Annotated in this window: 16 protein-coding genes; 14 read left to right on the top strand and 2 right to left on the bottom strand. The window is 64.2% G+C overall.

Annotated features, from left to right (window positions below; genetic code table 11):
* The first annotated feature begins 10 nt into the window (after positions 1-10).
* From fliK to ACFPN5_RS17900, 3 genes are read left to right on the top strand one after another with little or no spacing between them, the layout of a single operon-like run.
* Positions 11-1096 carry a flagellar hook-length control protein FliK gene (gene fliK, locus ACFPN5_RS17910; protein WP_379785139.1) on the top strand — a complete coding sequence of 362 codons (1086 nt, stop codon included), beginning with the start codon at positions 11-13 and terminating at the stop codon, positions 1094-1096.
* Complete coding sequence (locus ACFPN5_RS17905) at positions 1093-1482, top strand: EscU/YscU/HrcU family type III secretion system export apparatus switch protein (RefSeq protein WP_379785138.1); 390 nt, start codon at positions 1093-1095, stop codon at positions 1480-1482. The genes fliK and ACFPN5_RS17905 overlap by 4 nt, the downstream gene beginning before the upstream one ends.
* Positions 1466-2224, top strand: coding sequence for a flagellar brake protein (locus ACFPN5_RS17900; protein WP_379785137.1), 759 nt, complete (start codon positions 1466-1468; stop codon positions 2222-2224). Before ACFPN5_RS17905 ends, ACFPN5_RS17900 begins: the two co-directional genes overlap by 17 nt.
* 19 nt (positions 2225-2243) lie before the next feature.
* Here ACFPN5_RS17900 and ACFPN5_RS17895 read toward each other — a convergent pair whose 3' ends face one another.
* Positions 2244-3506 carry a tyrosinase family protein gene (locus ACFPN5_RS17895; protein ID WP_379785136.1) on the bottom strand — a complete coding sequence of 421 codons (1263 nt, stop codon included), beginning with the start codon at positions 3504-3506 and terminating at the stop codon, positions 2244-2246.
* Positions 3507-4200: 694 nt separating this feature from the next.
* Between ACFPN5_RS17895 and ACFPN5_RS17890 the strand changes: the two genes are divergently transcribed.
* Complete coding sequence (locus ACFPN5_RS17890) at positions 4201-5235, top strand: acyltransferase family protein (RefSeq protein WP_379785134.1); 1035 nt, start codon at positions 4201-4203, stop codon at positions 5233-5235.
* Positions 5236-5306: 71 nt separating this feature from the next.
* Here the strand turns inward: ACFPN5_RS17890 and fliE are convergent, their stop codons facing one another.
* A complete protein-coding gene (fliE, locus tag ACFPN5_RS17885; protein WP_379785132.1) occupies positions 5307-5672 on the bottom strand; it encodes a flagellar hook-basal body complex protein FliE in 366 nt (121 codons plus the stop codon).
* Positions 5673-5864: 192 nt separating this feature from the next.
* Between fliE and fliF the strand changes: the two genes are divergently transcribed.
* The 10 genes from fliF (at position 5865) to fliO (ending at position 15483) form a co-directional block, all read left to right on the top strand.
* Positions 5865-7547: a flagellar basal-body MS-ring/collar protein FliF gene (gene fliF, locus ACFPN5_RS17880; RefSeq protein ID WP_379785131.1), complete on the top strand. Its 1683-nt coding sequence runs from the start codon at positions 5865-5867 to the stop codon at positions 7545-7547.
* Positions 7544-8548: a flagellar motor switch protein FliG gene (gene fliG, locus ACFPN5_RS17875; RefSeq protein ID WP_379785130.1), complete on the top strand. Its 1005-nt coding sequence runs from the start codon at positions 7544-7546 to the stop codon at positions 8546-8548. Before fliF ends, fliG begins: the two co-directional genes overlap by 4 nt.
* A 10-nt stretch (positions 8549-8558) precedes the next feature.
* On the top strand, positions 8559-9311 hold the full coding sequence (locus ACFPN5_RS17870) for a flagellar assembly protein FliH (protein WP_379785129.1): 753 nt from the start codon (positions 8559-8561) through the stop codon (positions 9309-9311).
* Between the two features lie 119 nt (positions 9312-9430).
* Positions 9431-10747 carry a flagellar protein export ATPase FliI gene (fliI, locus tag ACFPN5_RS17865; protein ID WP_379785737.1) on the top strand — a complete coding sequence of 439 codons (1317 nt, stop codon included), beginning with the start codon at positions 9431-9433 and terminating at the stop codon, positions 10745-10747.
* A gap of 51 nt (positions 10748-10798) precedes the next feature.
* Positions 10799-11236, top strand: a complete 438-nt coding sequence (gene fliJ / locus ACFPN5_RS17860) for a flagellar export protein FliJ (RefSeq protein ID WP_379785128.1) — start codon at positions 10799-10801, stop codon at positions 11234-11236.
* A gap of 42 nt (positions 11237-11278) precedes the next feature.
* Positions 11279-12559 (top strand): flagellar hook-length control protein FliK, encoded by a 1281-nt coding sequence (locus tag ACFPN5_RS17855; RefSeq protein ID WP_379785127.1) that lies wholly within the window; start codon positions 11279-11281, stop codon positions 12557-12559.
* A gap of 190 nt (positions 12560-12749) precedes the next feature.
* On the top strand, positions 12750-13262 hold the full coding sequence (fliL, locus tag ACFPN5_RS17850) for a flagellar basal body-associated protein FliL (protein WP_379785126.1): 513 nt from the start codon (positions 12750-12752) through the stop codon (positions 13260-13262).
* A gap of 20 nt (positions 13263-13282) precedes the next feature.
* Positions 13283-14263 carry a flagellar motor switch protein FliM gene (gene fliM / locus ACFPN5_RS17845; protein ID WP_379741601.1) on the top strand — a complete coding sequence of 327 codons (981 nt, stop codon included), beginning with the start codon at positions 13283-13285 and terminating at the stop codon, positions 14261-14263.
* A 15-nt stretch (positions 14264-14278) separates the two neighbouring features.
* The gene (gene fliN / locus ACFPN5_RS17840) at positions 14279-14698 is read left to right on the top strand and encodes a flagellar motor switch protein FliN (RefSeq protein WP_379785125.1); all 420 of its coding nucleotides are present in this window, start codon (positions 14279-14281) and stop codon (positions 14696-14698) included.
* On the top strand, positions 14695-15483 hold the full coding sequence (gene fliO / locus ACFPN5_RS17835; RefSeq protein ID WP_379785124.1) for a flagellar biosynthetic protein FliO: 789 nt from the start codon (positions 14695-14697) through the stop codon (positions 15481-15483). Before fliN ends, fliO begins: the two co-directional genes overlap by 4 nt.
* The last annotated feature ends 13 nt before the right edge of the window (positions 15484-15496 follow it).

Here is a 15496-nt window from a genome sequence, read left to right as displayed (position 1 = left end):
CTCCCGCCTCATGGTCGAGCGCATTCCCAGTCCCGGCGTCAGCGCCCCGCTGCCGGTCCGGCCGGCGGCGCCGGCCGAACGCAGCGTCGACCCGCGGCTGGAAGCCTTCCAGCGCACGCTTGCGACCATGTTGGGCAGCAAGGTTCCGGTATCGGTGCTGGCGCGCCTGGGGGACGGCAGCTTCATGGTGCGGGTAGCCGACATGCGGGTAGCCGACATGCCGGTACGCATGATGCTGCCGCCGGGCACGCAGCCGGGCGCCCAACTCAGCATGACCGTCCTGGCGGCCTCGCCCCAGCCGACCTTTGGTCTGGGCGACGCCACCCTGCACGGCAGCCCGCTGCCGCCCGGCGCGCATGCCGCGTCCCTGGCGGCGAAGCTCGCCGCCGCTCTACCAATCCATACGGCCGCCGGGAATGAAGGGGGCGACCCGGGCGCGGACCCGGGTGCCCAGCTGAGCCCGGCCGCGCGCCTGTTGTCGCAGGTGCTGCAAGGGGCCGCGCAAGGCCCGGCCAGCCCGATTGCCGGTACGACCCCGTTGGCGCCGCAGGGCGCGCCCGATCCGGCGCAGCTTGCCGCACAGCTGCAGAATGCCATCGCGAAAAGCGGCCTGTTCTATGAGTCGCACCTCGCCCAGTGGGCAGAAGGAAAACGGCCGCTGGCCGAACTGATGGCCGAGCCGCAAGCGCTCAAGGCGCCCGGCACGCCGCCCACGGAGCCGGCAACCGCCCAGCTCATCAACCAGCAACTGGCTACGCACGAGAGCGGCCACCTTGCCTGGCAGGGCCAGCTCGGCCCGGGCCAGCCCTTGCACTGGGAAATCACGCGCGAAAAGGTGGACGAGCCCGGCGACGAGGGGCATCTGGCACAGCCCAATGCCCCTGGCTGGGAAAGCCGCTTGCACCTGCGCTTTACCGTCCTGGGCGAGGTGGAAGCGCGCATCAGCCTGCGCGGCAACCGGCTGCAGATCGACCTGCAGGCTGGCGGGCTTGCTGCCGGGTTGCTGCGTCATGCCGCGCCGCGCCTGGAAGACGCCCTGGCCGCCGGCGGCAGCGCGCTCGCGGCGCTGCGCATCCACGGCCGGGACGACGCGTGAACTCGCCAACTCCGCCAGCACCGCCAGCACCGCCGGTCCCGCCGCGCCGGCAGCATGCCGTCGCCCTCGCCTACGCCGCCGGCTCGAGCGCGCCGACCGTCGTCGCCAAGGGCCACGGACTGGTGGCTGAGCAGATCATCGAGCGCGCCAGGGAGGCCGGCGTATTCGTCCACGAATCGAAGGAACTGGTGTCGCTACTGATGGACATCGACCTCGACGGCCAGATTCCCCCCGCCTTGTACCGCGCAATTGCGGAACTGTTGGCATGGCTATATCATATTGAGTCCGCGCAACAATTCGGCCAACCTCTTCCGGCGCCTCCCGACAGCGCGCTCCTGATCGACTCACCTGCACTATCGGCGGAACAAGATGCAAGCAATTCATGACGCAGAACTGGAAAACTGGCACGACTACGAAGTGGGGTCGCGCCGGGAAATCGTCGCGCTGCTGCGCCAGATCGAGGAAAAGAAACAACTGATCCGCATGAAGATCAAGGGCGAGGCGGACGTCTGCGTGACCTCGATCCTCGAGGTCGATCCGGACTCCGGCCAGTTCATCCTCGACCGCTCGATCAACCGCGAGCAGAACGAGCGCATCGTCAATGCCCGTGGCGTGACCTGCGAGACCTACCTCGACAAGATCCGCATCCTGTTCAGCCTCGGCAGCGTGCACGACACCGTCCATGAAGGCACTGCCGCACTCGTGGCGGACATCCCGGAAACGCTGATCCGCCTGCAGCGCCGCGAGTTCTACCGCATGCCGACGCCGGTAACCAACCCGGTGCCGGCCGTGGTGCCGATGCCGTTCGAGCTGGGTGGCGGCAATACCACCTTCCCGCTGGCCGACATCAGCTGCGGCGGTGTTGCGCTGCTCGACAACAAAATGCTGCTGAACTCGACGGTCGGGCAGATCTTTACCGGCTGCCGCATCGACTTGCCGGAAATCGGCACGGTCACGACCTCGCTGCAGGTACGCAACTCGCTCGACGTAACCATGCTCAACAACAAAACCAGCCGCCGCATCGGCTGCATGTTCGTGGATATTTCACGGGGCAACATGGCGGCCGTGCAGCGCTACATCACCCGGCTCGAGCGCGAGCGCAACGCCAAGCTGGCCGGGCTCGGCTGATCACCCGGCCACCCTGTCGTCAGGAGTCCTTGTCCTCGGTGGACAGCTCGAACCGGGCCTCGCCAATCCCGATCGTCGGGCCACGAGGACTGATATCGCCATCGACCCGGATGAACGATATCGACGCGATCCCGAGCCGCAGCGCCGGATTGTGCAACAGGCGCCGCGGTACCGGGAAACGTAGTTGCGCCGTGCCGTCCCGATGCATGGCGCCGCTGATCTGGAAGGCGCCCACTGTCCCGATCTGCATGGACTTCAGCCTGTTCGACGCCCCATCGGCTGCAGGCAGGTTGAGGTAGACCTGGTAGTAGTAACCGCCTTGTTTACCGTCGTCGGCCAGTTCGACCTTGTCCAGCACGATCTCCACGGATTTGAACTTCTTTGCACTCCCCCGGACGGACCCCGTGTTACCGCGCGCGATTTCCTGCACGGCAGACCAGTCGTCCGCTGCGATCGGGAACTGCGCGCTGACCGAGCGCTGATCCAGTCCGATGGCAAGCGCGCCGCCAATCGAAAACGTCGCGTCGCCGGTGGACTTGCGTCCGCTCACCCTGAACGGACCTGGTGGCGGGACAGGCACCAGCGGGTCGCTGCCATCGGCCTGCACTCGGAATACCTTGCCGCGCGAGAGATCGGCGAGCGGCAACCGGGTGGGCATCACCTCGCTCTGATAGTAGTAGTACAGGCTGCTGCGCGTGTCGTAGGTCACTCGTTTCTGTATCGACAGCGTGCTGTTGTAAGTGTGGCTGCCCGACCAGTACAGGTGGGTCCTGGCCGGCATTTGCCTGCCTGCGCCGGCGTTGACCCAGGCGGCCCACAGCCTGTCGACATTCGCGTGATGGAGCCAGAAAATCGGGTCTGTCGGCGACTGCATGGTCGCCATGACATTGCCGATGATGTCATGGACCGGATTATGCGGAGCGCTTTCCAGCACAGGCTCGAAGGCATTGCTCAGCCCGCGCTGGAAGTTGGTCAGCGTATTCGAAAACGGGGCCAGGGTCAGGGCTTGCCGCACGTTGGTATTGAGCCGAGGCACATATAAAGGATTGGTACTGCTTGCATTGGTGAATTCGGCAGGCAGGGTCGCGTAGGAATAATAGTCCCAATATGGAAGGACCAGCCTGGCATCATTGGCAACGAGACGCAGCTGGCGCTCGAAATGATACAAATAACCGCGGTGCCATGACAGAAAGTAGGCGATGCCATGGGGGCAGCGGTTGATATGGATATTTGTCCAATAGGACCAGCTCCTGGGGTCGGCCGAATTGGTATTGGCCTTCATCCGGCGGATTGCCGTCAGTAGCGATCCATATTGGGGAGTCGTCTTGAAGGTCTGCCACTCCAGGCGCCGCTGGAGGACTGTTTGTGCCCAGGCACCTATCGGAATAGCAGGTACAGCTATCGCAAGCGCTGAGTCGCGTAGAAAACGCCTCCGTACCATGTCTCGATCAGTCACCATATACTCCATGAAAGTTTCCGAAAGATTCGCTGGCTGGACAGCCTCGTCAGCGAATTGCCTGTTGGCTCGATTAACTTCTTCACGCGCGATGGGAATCGGCCAAATATGACGGTACGCACATCGACAACTCAGCCTTTGACGGACGTCATACAGGCTCAGATGCCAATTCGGGACCTACTCGACGGGAAATTGTTCAAATGGAAGAGAGGCGCCTTATTTTCGGAAACTGAATATAAGGCAATTCATTGACGGCGCTTTTCATAAAACATTTCTTAGGGAACCTTTCAGCAATATAACATCTGACCGTGTCCGATTTTTCGTACACAGCCTCTACTACTCATCTATATCAAGTTCCATTCCTGATCCCCCGGTAAAATTCACGGCTGAACTGTTTCGATTTTTCAACCCGCAGCAAAGGAACCCGGATGGTCTGTATGCGACATGCGCCCGGCTTGGCGAGGCCCGTTCCGGGGCCGGCCGGTTGTGCTCCGCGTTCCACTTCGATGGAGCGAGCGCCGTGAATAACCCTTCCACGAATCTCGACGTACTTCGCTCGCTGGCGGTCAGTTTTGTCGTGCTCAGCCACCTTCTGCTGGATAAATCGCTGGTGCGCCCCGGCGGCTATGACACGCAAACCCTGGGCACGCTCGGTGTGCTGATTTTCTTTGTGCACACCTGCCTGGTGCTAATGCTGTCGCTGCAGCGCCAGCGGGATACCGACAGGCAGGGCGCCACGACGCTGTCCTTCCTCGTCGCCCGCGCCTTCCGCATCTACCCCCTGGCCATTGTCGTCATTGTCCTGCTGTCGTCGATCGAACGGATGCATTCGGGGGCGGGTCCCACTCTGTTCACCTTCCTCAGCAATATCCTGCTGATACAGAACCTGACCGGAAGCCCGTCCATTACGCCGGTGCTGTGGAGCCTGCCATTCGAATTCCAGATGTATTTCTTTTTGCCCCTGCTGTATATCTGGGCACGGCCCGGCGGCATCTATTCGTCCAGCCGCATCGCTGTGCTGTGGTGTATCGCCGTTGCCGTCGTGATCATATTCTGGCGGCTCGGACTCGATTACACCCTGATCAAGTTTTTCCCCTGCTTCCTGCCAGGTGTACTCGCGTACTGCCAGCGCGATTTGCCGCGCACATGGTCGCCCGCCGTGCTGCTCGCTTATGTCGGCGCGATGGCCATCCTGTATCCTTCGCTTGTCGGGCGGGGAGTCAACGCCACCTTCCTGTCCTGGCTGATTTGCCTCGGGCTCGGCCTTCTTATTCCGCGATGCAGGGAAATACAATCGGGCCTGGTGGCCACCGTCAGCAGCGTGATTGCCCGCTACTCGTATGGCATCTACCTTGTACACGACCCGATTCGTCATTTCTCATTCCATTACCTCAAGGGCATATCGGCGCCCGCTTCCTGGCTGGTTTTCATTTTCGCCGTATGCAGCCTGTCGTATATTGCCTACCATTTCATCGAAAAGCCCGGCATCGACCTGGGACGGGCGGTGGTGAAGCGCTTCAGGATCTACCGCTTGCAGGCCGGGCAAAATTCCTGAACCGCTCCAAAAGAAAACGGGCCGCATTCCATACCGGAAGCGGCCCGTTTCGCATTTGCTGAATTGTGATGTTACACCTGCATATTCATGATCTCGTGATACGCCGACACCAGCTTGTTACGCACCTGTACCGTCGCCTGGAATGAAATACTCGACTTCTGCATCGCGATCATCGTATCCGACAGGCTGACGCTGTCGTCGCCCATGGCGAAACGCTGCCCGAGTTCGGACGCATGCTTCTGGGTATTGCTGACCTGTTCGAGCGAGTTCTTCAGCGCATCGGAAAAGCTGACCTTCGATGGGCCTTCGTTGACGCCGGGTGCAGCGCCGGGCGCCAACCCGGGTACCAATGAAGGCGCGGCCGGCTTCGTGGCCGCGGCCTTGAGCTGGGCCATCATCGCTTCGATCCGGCTGCTGTCGATTCCGCCTACGTTCATGGGTTCTCCTTCTTGTCTCTTGCGTGCCCGAATACAAACCTGTATCGGAGCGATGTCAGGCTTACAGGTTACCAGCATGATGACCAGCGCCTGCCCCGAGCAGGAGGGGAAACCCGGCCCTGTTCGCCGGTTTGAATGTTGCCGTATGGCTTCATAATGCGGCCTGATCTCCTTTTTCCCTTGGACAACAACATGGCCGCGACCGCCGACGTATTGCTCGATCCACCAGCCCAGCCGCAACCGTTCCTGAAGACCCCGATGGGTCGAAACGTGCTCATCGGTGGTGGCGTGGCGGCCGTGCTGGCAGTCGTGCTTGCGATCTGGCTGTGGAATAGCGGCCCGGAATACCGCGTCCTGTATGCCAATTACAGCGACAAGGACGGCGGCGCGATCACTGCCTCGCTCGACCAGATGGGTGTGCCCTATAAATTTTCCGAAGGCGGCAGCGCGATCCTGGTGCCGGCCGAACAGGTGCCCGACCTGCGCCTGAAACTGGCCGCGCAAGGCTTGCCGAAAGGCGGCAACGTCGGCTTCGAGCTGATGGAAAACCAGAAGCTGGGCGTGTCGCAGTTCCTCGAACAGGTCAATTACCAGCGCTCGCTCGAAGGCGAACTGGCGCGTTCAATCCAGTCGCTCGGCTCGGTGGCCGGCGCGCGCGTGCACCTGGCGCTGCCGAAACCGTCGGTGTTCGTGCGCGACCAGCAAAAGCCGACGGCGTCGGTGCTGCTCAACCTGCAGTCGGGCCGCGCCCTCGATCCGGGCCAGGTCAGCGCCATCGTCCACCTGGTGGCCTCGAGCATCCCGGAACTGACGACCAGCAACGTCACCGTGGTCGACCAGAACGGCAACCTGCTCTCCGAGCAGCCCAAGCAGAATGGACTCGGCAAGCAGCTGGACGCGACCCAGCTGAAGTATGTCGAGATGGTCCAGCAGAACATTATCAAGCAGGTCGAGTCCCTGATCAGCCCGATCGTCGGCAAGGGCAATGTGCGCGCCGAGGCGACCGCCGAGATCGATTTCGCGCAGGTCGATACCGCCGCCGAAATGTACAAACCGAACTCGCCGCCGGAGCCGCAGGCGATCCGCAGCCAGCAGACCTCGGAACAACTGGGACCCACGACGGGTCCTGCCAACGGCATTCCCGGCGCGCTGTCGAACCAGCCGCCCGGCGTGGCGACCGCCCCGTTAGAAGGTACCGCGCCCGGCGCGCCCGGCGCTGCCACGACGGGCCCGAGCCGCAAGGACGCCACCACCAACTACGAGGTGGACAAGACCGTCCGCTACGAGCAGCGCCCGATGGGCGGCATCAAGCGCCTGACCGTCGGCGTGGTGGTGAACTACCGGCGCTCGGTCGACCCGGCCACCGGGAAGGTCACGGTCAAGCCGCTGGCCGCCGCCGAAGTGGCGCAGATCAACGAACTGGTGAAGCAGGCGATGGGCTACTCGCAGGCGCGCGGCGACACCATGAACGTCGCCAACGCCCCGTTCGACGGCGTCGACCGCCCGGACGAAAACGGCCCCGACTGGTACAAGGACCCGGCCAACCTGCCGCTGGCCTGGGAAATCGGCAAATACCTGCTGATCGCGGCGGTCATCGCCTTCCTCTGGTTCCGCATCCTGCGCCCGCTGCTGCGCCCGGTGGTGCGCAAGTTCGACGAAGCGACTGCGGAGCCGGAAGAAGAAAAACCGGAAGAAGACGAGGACGAGGCGGCCGTCGTCACGCTCGGCGCGGACGGCATGCCGATCGAGCCGGAAGGCGAGGAAGCGCCGCGCGAGCGCAGCTACCGCGCCAACCTGGCGATGGCAAAGGAAATGGCGCGTGACGATCCGCGCATCGTGGCTAACGTAATCAAGGCATGGGTGGGTGCGGAATGAGCGACAAGGACAAAGAAGGTATCACCAAGGCAGCGATCCTGATGCTGGCCCTGGGCGAATCGGAAGCGGCGGAAGTAATGAAATTCCTGGGCCCGCGCGAAGTGCTGAAACTCGGCGCCGCGATGGCCGCCATGAAGTCGGTCCAGCACGAGCAGGTGGTCAGTGTGCTGGAAGCCTTCCGCGACGAAGCCGACGCCCACTCGGACGTTGGCCTCGACTCGGACGAGTACATCCGCGAAGTGCTGACGAAAGCCCTGGGCGACGACAAGGCCGCCGTGCTGCTGAACCGCATCCTGGGCGGCAAAGACGCCTCGGGCATCGAAAGCCTGAAGTGGATGGACGCGCAGTCGGTGTCGGAACTGATCCGCAACGAGCACCCGCAGATCATCGCCACCATCCTGGTCCACCTCGAGCGCGACCAGGCCTGCGAGATCCTCTCCCACTTCACCGACCGCCTGCGCAACGACGTCGTGCTGCGCATCGCCACGCTCGACGGCGTGCAGCCGGCGGCATTGCGCGAACTGAACGACGTGCTGACGAAACTCCTGTCGGGTAATGAGCACATCAAGAAATCGTCGCTGGGCGGCGTGCGCACCGCGGCCGAGATCCTGAACTTCATGGCGGGCGAGCAGGAAAGCGCGGTCATGGAAAACATCAAGAACTACGACAACGACATGGCGCAGAAGATCATGGACGAGATGTTCGTGTTCGACAACATCATCGACATCGACGACCGCGGCATCCAGTTGCTGCTGCGCGAAGTGCAGTCGGACATGCTGATCATCGCCCTGAAAGGCGCCTCGCAGGACCTGCGCGAGAAGATCTTCAAGAACATGAGCCAGCGCGCCAGCGAAATGATGCGCGAAGACCTCGAATCGAAAGGCCCGGTGCGCCTGTCCGAAGTCGAAGCGCAGCAAAAGCAGATCCTGCAGATCGTGCGCCGCCTGTCCGACGAGGGCCAGATTGTCCTCGGCGGCAAAGGCGACGATTCCTTCGTGTGATTGGTAAATAATGAGCAAAGACACGCAAGGCGCCTTCAAGCGCTGGGAAATGACCTCCTTCGGCGACGAGCGTCCAAGCTCGCTCGCCGCACGGGTCCAGGCCGAGGAACGCGCCGCTGCTGCGGCTGCCGCTACTGCGGCCGCGTCAGCGGGGGCAGTAGCGGCAGGACCTTTCCTTCACTCGGCGGCGCCGGCCATCGAGCTGCCGACCGCCGCCGAACTCGAGGAAATCCGCGAGGCGGCGCGCGCCGAAGGCCGCGCGGAAGGCTATGCCGAGGGACTGCTCGAGGGCCGCACCACCGGCCACAACGAAGCCTTCGAAGCCGGCCAGCAGGAAACCGCCGATGAAATGGCGACGCTGCGCGCGATTGCCGCCACCTTCGGCAACGCCGTCGCCGCAGCCGACGAAACCATCGCCTCCGACGTGCTCGACCTGGCCCTGCACCTGGCGCGCTCCATGGTCCGTACCGCGTTCGCGGTACGCCCTGAACTGATCATCCCGATCGTGCGCGAGGCGATCGACTACCTGCCCGTGCTGCAGGCCCCGGCCGTGCTGGCCCTGAACCCGGACGACGTCGAGATCGTGCGCGCGGCGCTGGCGGACGAACTGGACAAGGGCGGCTGGCGCGTTGTCGCCGATCCGCAGATCGGGCGCGGCGGCTGCAAGGTCGATACCGCCAGCAACCAGATCGACGCCCAGGCAAGCGCGCGCTGGTCCCGCCTCTCCCAGTCGCTCGGCAAGAACGTGGACTGGCTGGCTTAGTGGACACCCCTTTGAACACCCCTGTGGACACCGCCCTCGACCGCCCGCTGGATCGTCATACGGCGCGCTGGAAGTCCTACCTTGCCGACTGCGATTCGCTGCTCGGTTTCGTCGAGCCGATGCAGGTGTCGGGCCGCGTCACGCGCGTGGCCGGCCTGGTGATGGAATGCGTCGGCCTGCGCCTGGCGGTCGGCAGCGCCTGCACCATCCCGCTGCCGAACGGCGCGAGGATCGAAGCGGAAGTCGTCGGTTTCGAGGGCGAGCGCTTGTTCCTGATGCCGCAAAGCGATGTCGAAGGCGTGGTGCCAGGCGCCCGGGTGCATCCGGTGGAGCCCTCGATCCCGCGTCCCGGCACGGTGACCCATCCGCGGCGCCGCCCGAGCGACCGCGCACGCCACCTCCCGGTCGGCATGAAGCTGCTGGGCCGCGTGGTCGACGGCGCCGGCCGCCCGCTCGACGGCAAGGGACCGCTCGGCACCGATGAAGTCGCGCCAATCAACGCGCGCCCGGTCAACCCGCTCGACCGCACACCGATCAAGGACACCCTGGACGTCGGCGTGCGCGCGATTAATTCGATGCTCACCGTCGGCCGCGGCCAGCGCCTCGGCCTGTTCGCCGGCACCGGCGTCGGCAAATCCGTTTTGCTGGGCATGATCGCGCGCTATACGACGGCCGACGTGATCGTCGTCGGCCTGATCGGCGAGCGCGGCCGCGAAGTAAAAGAATTCATCGAGCAGATCCTCGGCGAAGACGGCATGGCCCGCTCGGCGGTCGTCGCCGCGCCGGCCGACAGCCCGCCGCTGATGCGCCTGCAGGGCGCGGCCTATGCCACCGCGATTGCCGAACACTTCCGCGACCAGGGCAAGAACGTCCTCCTGATCATGGATTCGCTGACCCGCTACGCGATGGCCCAGCGCGAAATTGCGCTGGCGATTGGCGAGCCGCCGGCCACCAAGGGCTATCCGCCGTCGGTGTTCGCGAAACTGCCGGTGCTGGTCGAACGCGCCGGTAACGGCCTGGAAGGCGGCGGCTCGATCACCGCCTTCTATACCGTGCTGTCCGAGGGCGATGATCAACAAGACCCCATTGCGGATGCCGCGCGCGGTATCCTGGACGGCCACATCGTGCTCAACCGCCACCTGGCCGAAGCGGGCCACTACCCGGCGATTGATATCGAGCAGTCGATCAGCCGCGCCATGCACGGCATCACCTCGCACCAGCACCAGCTGGCCGCGCGCAAGTTGAAGCAGCTGTATTCGCGCTACCAGCGCTCGCGCGACCTGATCAGCGTCGGGGCGTATGCGGCCGGCAGCGACCCGGTGCTGGACCAGGCCATTGCCCTGAATGGCCAGATCGAGGAATTCCTGTGCCAGGAGATTCACGAAAACACGAATATGGGCCAGAGCTTGGGGCAATTGACCTCTCTGTTCAGCTGATCGACGAGGCGGCACGGCCGCTATACTCGATCCACTGAATTTTGATTCCCCATGGCAAATACTTCCGCTTTAGAAACTTTGATCGAGCTGGCCCAGCGCGATTCCGACGCCGCCGCCAAGCGGCTGGGCGCGGCCTTGAAGGCGGTCGAGGAAGCTGAGCAGAAGTTGAACATGCTGCTGGGCTACCGCCAGGACTATGCCGACCGCCTCGACCAGGCGCAGATGGCGGGCATCACGCCCTTCGCCTACGCCAATTTCGTGGCCTTCGTCGGCAAGCTCGACAACGCGATCAATGGCCAGCAGGAAGTGCTGAAACATACGAAGTACAAGAGCGAACTGGAAAAGACGAGCTGGCAGGAAAGCGAACGCAAGCGCCTGTCCTACCGCACCCTGACCGAACGCGCGGCGGCCGAGGCGCTGAGAGTCGAAAACAAGCGCGACCAGAAAATGATGGACGACCACGCGGCGCGTACTGTCCGTCGCAGTTAAGGCACGCAGTTAAGCCTGATACCCGTTAATCTCGAGATGACCATGCAAACGACTTCCCTCCCGATCCAGGTCTCCCCGAGCGCGCCGGCGCAGGCGCCGCGCGCAAGTGCGCCCGTGCCGAACGATGGCGTGAATTTCGGCGCAGCGCTGACGCAACAGATCGAACTGCGCCAGATCGAACAGCGCCAACTGGAGCAGCGCCAGGCGCTGACCCAGCCGCAGCCGAACACGGCGCCGCAGCAAGCCCTCGCTGGCCCGAAGCCGCAGGCCGCCGCCAGGCCGGCCGCCAATGAAGCAAAGGCACCGGCACGCGAAGCCCACAAGGAGCCTGCGAAGGAAAGCGCGCAGGCCGCCGACAAGGCCGATGCCGCGAAGACGCCTGCCGCCGCGGAAAAGAGCGCTGCCGCCACGGCTGAAACGACGGACGAGGCGCCCGCCGCCCCGGACGCCACGGTGGCCGATGCAGTCGCCGACATGCTGGCCATGGTCGCCAGCTTCAACCAGGTGCAGCAGGTCGCACCGGTTGTGGCCGAGACCATGGCGGCCCAGCCGGGCGCGCTCTTCGACGCGCTCAAGGGCAAGCCGGGCGACGGAACCGAGCCGGTCGTGAGGCTTGATGGCAACACGGCCCTGGCTGCCGTGACCGATCAACCGAAGGACAAGGCCGAGCCGGGTATCGACTTGCGCGCGCTTGACCTGGCCAAGGCGGGCGACTCGGCGACGCTGCCGCTTGAAACGGGCGACTTCGCGGCGAAGCTGCGCGACACCGTGGCGCAGGCTGTCGTGAAAGAGCCGGCTGCGAGCTCCGAAGGGTTGACCAGCCTCACGGCGCAGGCCAGCGCCTTGCAAACCGCACAGGCAAGTGGCGCCGTTCCATCCGACCGCCTGAGCGCGCGCGTCGGCACTCCGGCCTGGGACAACCAAGTCGGCCAGAAAGTGATCTGGATGGTGGGCGGCGAAGACCAGAGCGCCACGCTGGAACTGAACCCGCCCGACCTCGGCCCGGTGCAGGTGGTGCTGAACGTGTCGAACGACATGGCCAGCGTGACCTTCTCGTCGCAGCAGCTCGAGGTGCGCCAGGCGCTGGAAAACGCCCTGCCACGCCTGCGTGAAATGATGAGCGAGAGCGGCATCGCCCTCGGCAACGCGACGGTGAATGCCGGCGCCGAGGGGCGCCAGGGGCAGGATGGGAACGGCTCCGGCCGGCCGGGTGGCGGCAAGGGCGGCAATGGCACGGGCGGCGACAGCGCCGTGGCCGAAGTAGCACCGCGCCAGCGCACCAGCATCCTGGGCGGCGCCGGGGCGGTGGATACCTTTGCCTGACGAGCAAACAGTTCCCTTGACGGCCGCGATAGCGCGGCCGTTTTTCTTTGGGTGTCCGCATATTTCCACAAACCCCAAGCTAACCCACCTTCGCCCCTCTTTTCAAAGCTTGCCGCCGTGCACTTTTTCTTCATAATGGCATCATTACGCAACCCCTAGCAGCTGAGGCATCTTGAAAGCGAATCCGAAAATGAAGGCTGATCCGAAGGCAGACGCGGCAGCACCCGCAGCAGGCTCGAAGAAGAAGCTGATGATCATGCTGGTCGCCGCCGTGCTCGTGCTCGGCGGTGGGGCTGGCGCGGGCTGGTTCTTCCTGCAGGGCGGCGACGCTGAAGCCAGCGAAGAAGCGAAGCCGAAGAAAAAGAAGAAAAAAGAGAAGTCCGACGTCAAGGCGGAATACGTGCCGGTGGACGCCTTCACCGTCAACCTGCAGCCCGAAGACGGCGACCAGTACCTGCAAGTCCAGTTTACACTGCAGGTAGCAGGCCCGGAGCAGGTCCTGCTGGTCAAGGACAACATGGCCAAGGTGCGCAGCCGCGTGTTGTTGCTGCTGTCGGGCAAGAAGGCATCGGAAATCAACACTGTCGCTGGCAAACAGCAGCTCGCGGCCGAGATCAAGGCCGTCGTCCAGCAGCCCTTCGAGGAGGACGGCGACGAGCAGGACATCGCCGACGTGCTGTTCACCTCGTTCATTATCCAGTAAGCATCCAGCAAAGAAACAACATGGCCGATAATTTCCTCTCACAGGAAGAAGTCGATGCCCTCCTCCGCGGGGTCAACGGCGACCAGGACGAGTCGATCGCGCCTGAAGACACCTCGGGAGTGCGCACCTACAACCTGGCCACCCAGGAGCGGATCGTGCGCGGCCGCATGCCGACGCTCGAGATCATCAACGAGCGCTTCGCGCGCTTGCTGCGCATCGGCCTGTTCAATTTCCTGCGCCGCAGCGCCGAAGTGTCGGTCGGTTCGGTGCGGGTCTCGAAGTACAGCGAATTCATCCGCAATCTGGTGGTCCCGACCAACCTGAACCTGATCCACATGAAACCGCTGCGCGGCACCGCGCTGATGGTGTTCGATCCGGGCCTGGTGTTCCTGCTGGTCGATAACCTGTTCGGCGGTGACGGCCGCTTCCACACCCGGGTCGAAGGCCGCGACTTCACGCAAACCGAGCAGCGCATCATCATGCGCATCCTCGACGTCGTGTTCGAGGCCTATACCAAGTCGTGGGAGCCGGTCTACCCGATCGAGTTCGAGTACGTGCGCTCGGAGATGAACACGCAGTTCGCGAACATCGCGACGCCCAACGAAGTCGTGGTATCGTCCACCTTCACCATCGAGCTCGGCCCGGTGTCGGGCCAGATCCACTTCTGCATGCCGTATTCGATGATCGAGCCGATCCGCGACGCGCTGACCTCGAGCATCCAGGGCGAGGCGCTGGAAGTCGACAAGCGCTGGATCCGCCTGATGACGCAGCAGATCCAGGTGGCCGAAGTCGAACTGGTCGCGGAACTCGGCCACGGCCGCGCAAACTTCGACGACATCCTCAACATGAAAGTGGGCGACGTGATTCCCATCACCGTCCCCGAAGCCATCCAGGCCACCGTCGATGGTGTGCCCGTCATGGAATGTTCTTACGGCGTCTTCAACGGCCAGTACGCGCTGAAGGTCGAGAAACTGCTGGCCAATAGCGACAGCTTCAAGTAATTCAGGAGAAACACCATGTCTGACAACCAGGACGATCAAATCCTCGACGACGATTGGGGCGCCGCGATCGCGGAACAAGCCGCAGCCGAAGCCGCGGCGCTGCAAAAGCAGCAGACCGCCAGCGCCGCCGTGTTCCAGGACTTCGGCACCAAGAACGTGCGTCCGGACACCCCGAACGACATCGACTTCATCCTCGACATCCCGGTCCAGCTGACGGTGGAACTCGGCCGCACCAAGATCGCGATCAAGAACCTGCTGCAGCTGGCTCAGGGCTCGGTCGTCGAACTCGACGGCCTGGCCGGCGAGCCGATGGACGTGCTGGTGAACGGCTGCCTGATCGCCCAGGGCGAGGTCGTGGTCGTGAACGACAAGTTCGGTATCCGCCTGACTGATATCATCACGCCCTCGGAACGGATCAGAAAACTGAATAAATGATGTTGCCCTTCGCCCTCGCCCTCCTGTTGCCGCTGGCCGCCTGCGCGGCCCAGCCGACGGCGCCCAGCGCACCTGCCCCGGGCGAGGGCGCTGCCGTCGTTCAGGCACCCGCCGCGCCAGGCCAGCCGGCGGTGCAGGCGCCGCCGCCCGTACTGGTCCCACGCCAGCCGGATGCGAGCATGCAGGACAGCAGCACGGCGCCGGTGACACCGCGCCAGGGCGCCGCTACCGCGGCCGCACGCACCGCGCCAGGCAGCGCCACCGGCACACCCGCAAGCATTCCCGTGAACGAACGGGCCACCACCGTCGGCGAAGTCCCCACCACCACGGGCAGCACCACGCCCGCGCCCGACGTGGCCAGCATGCCGGCGGCGCCAGCCGCCATTCCCGGCACGCCCGCCAACCCGGCGCGCATGCCGCAGGCCGCCGCCGGGCCATCGGCAGGCACCTTGCTGCAAACCATCCTCGCGCTGGCACTGGTGCTGGCGCTCCTGGCCGCGCTGGCCTGGGCCATGAAGCGCTATGGCCCGAAGATGAGCGGCAATTCGGCCAACCTGCGCATGGTCGGCGCCATGAATATCGGCGGGCGCGAACGCATCATGGTGGTGGAAGTGGGCGACCAGTGGATCGTGGTCGGCGCCTCGCCGGGCCGCGTCAACGCGCTGGCGACGATGCCCAAGGGCGAAGCGACGCAATCGACGGCGACCCTGGCGGGCCACACGCCGTCCGCCGCGACCTTCGCCGACTGGCTGAAACAGACGATCGACAAGCGTAATGCGAAATAAGCTAAAAGGTTCA

The sequence above is a fragment of the Massilia niabensis genome (genome assembly GCF_042655085.1).
Taxonomy (GTDB): Bacteria; Pseudomonadota; Gammaproteobacteria; order Burkholderiales; family Burkholderiaceae_D; genus Telluria; species Telluria niabensis.
Note: the sequence above shows the minus strand (reverse complement) of the source record. Positions and strands in the feature narration are given on the sequence as shown.

Excerpts from the sequence above, each read along its gene's own strand:
- fliK (WP_379785139.1), top strand. The coding sequence starts at position 11 with ATGGTCGAGCGCATTCCCAGTCCCGGCGTCAGCGCCCCGCTGCCGGTC.
- ACFPN5_RS17900 (WP_379785137.1), top strand. The coding sequence starts at position 1,466 with ATGCAAGCAATTCATGACGCAGAACTGGAAAACTGGCACGACTACGAA.
- ACFPN5_RS17895 (WP_379785136.1), bottom strand. The coding sequence starts at position 3,506 with ATGAAGGCCAATACCAATTCGGCCGACCCCAGGAGCTGGTCCTATTGG.
- fliE (WP_379785132.1), bottom strand. The coding sequence starts at position 5,672 with ATGAACGTAGGCGGAATCGACAGCAGCCGGATCGAAGCGATGATGGCC.
- fliF (WP_379785131.1), top strand. The coding sequence starts at position 5,865 with ATGGCCGCGACCGCCGACGTATTGCTCGATCCACCAGCCCAGCCGCAA.
- fliG (WP_379785130.1), top strand. The coding sequence starts at position 7,544 with ATGAGCGACAAGGACAAAGAAGGTATCACCAAGGCAGCGATCCTGATG.
- ACFPN5_RS17870 (WP_379785129.1), top strand. The coding sequence starts at position 8,559 with ATGAGCAAAGACACGCAAGGCGCCTTCAAGCGCTGGGAAATGACCTCC.
- fliI (WP_379785737.1), top strand. The coding sequence starts at position 9,431 with ATGCAGGTGTCGGGCCGCGTCACGCGCGTGGCCGGCCTGGTGATGGAA.
- fliJ (WP_379785128.1), top strand. The coding sequence starts at position 10,799 with ATGGCAAATACTTCCGCTTTAGAAACTTTGATCGAGCTGGCCCAGCGC.
- ACFPN5_RS17855 (WP_379785127.1), top strand. The coding sequence starts at position 11,279 with ATGCAAACGACTTCCCTCCCGATCCAGGTCTCCCCGAGCGCGCCGGCG.
- fliL (WP_379785126.1), top strand. The coding sequence starts at position 12,750 with ATGAAGGCTGATCCGAAGGCAGACGCGGCAGCACCCGCAGCAGGCTCG.
- fliM (WP_379741601.1), top strand. The coding sequence starts at position 13,283 with ATGGCCGATAATTTCCTCTCACAGGAAGAAGTCGATGCCCTCCTCCGC.
- fliN (WP_379785125.1), top strand. The coding sequence starts at position 14,279 with ATGTCTGACAACCAGGACGATCAAATCCTCGACGACGATTGGGGCGCC.
- fliO (WP_379785124.1), top strand. The coding sequence starts at position 14,695 with ATGATGTTGCCCTTCGCCCTCGCCCTCCTGTTGCCGCTGGCCGCCTGC.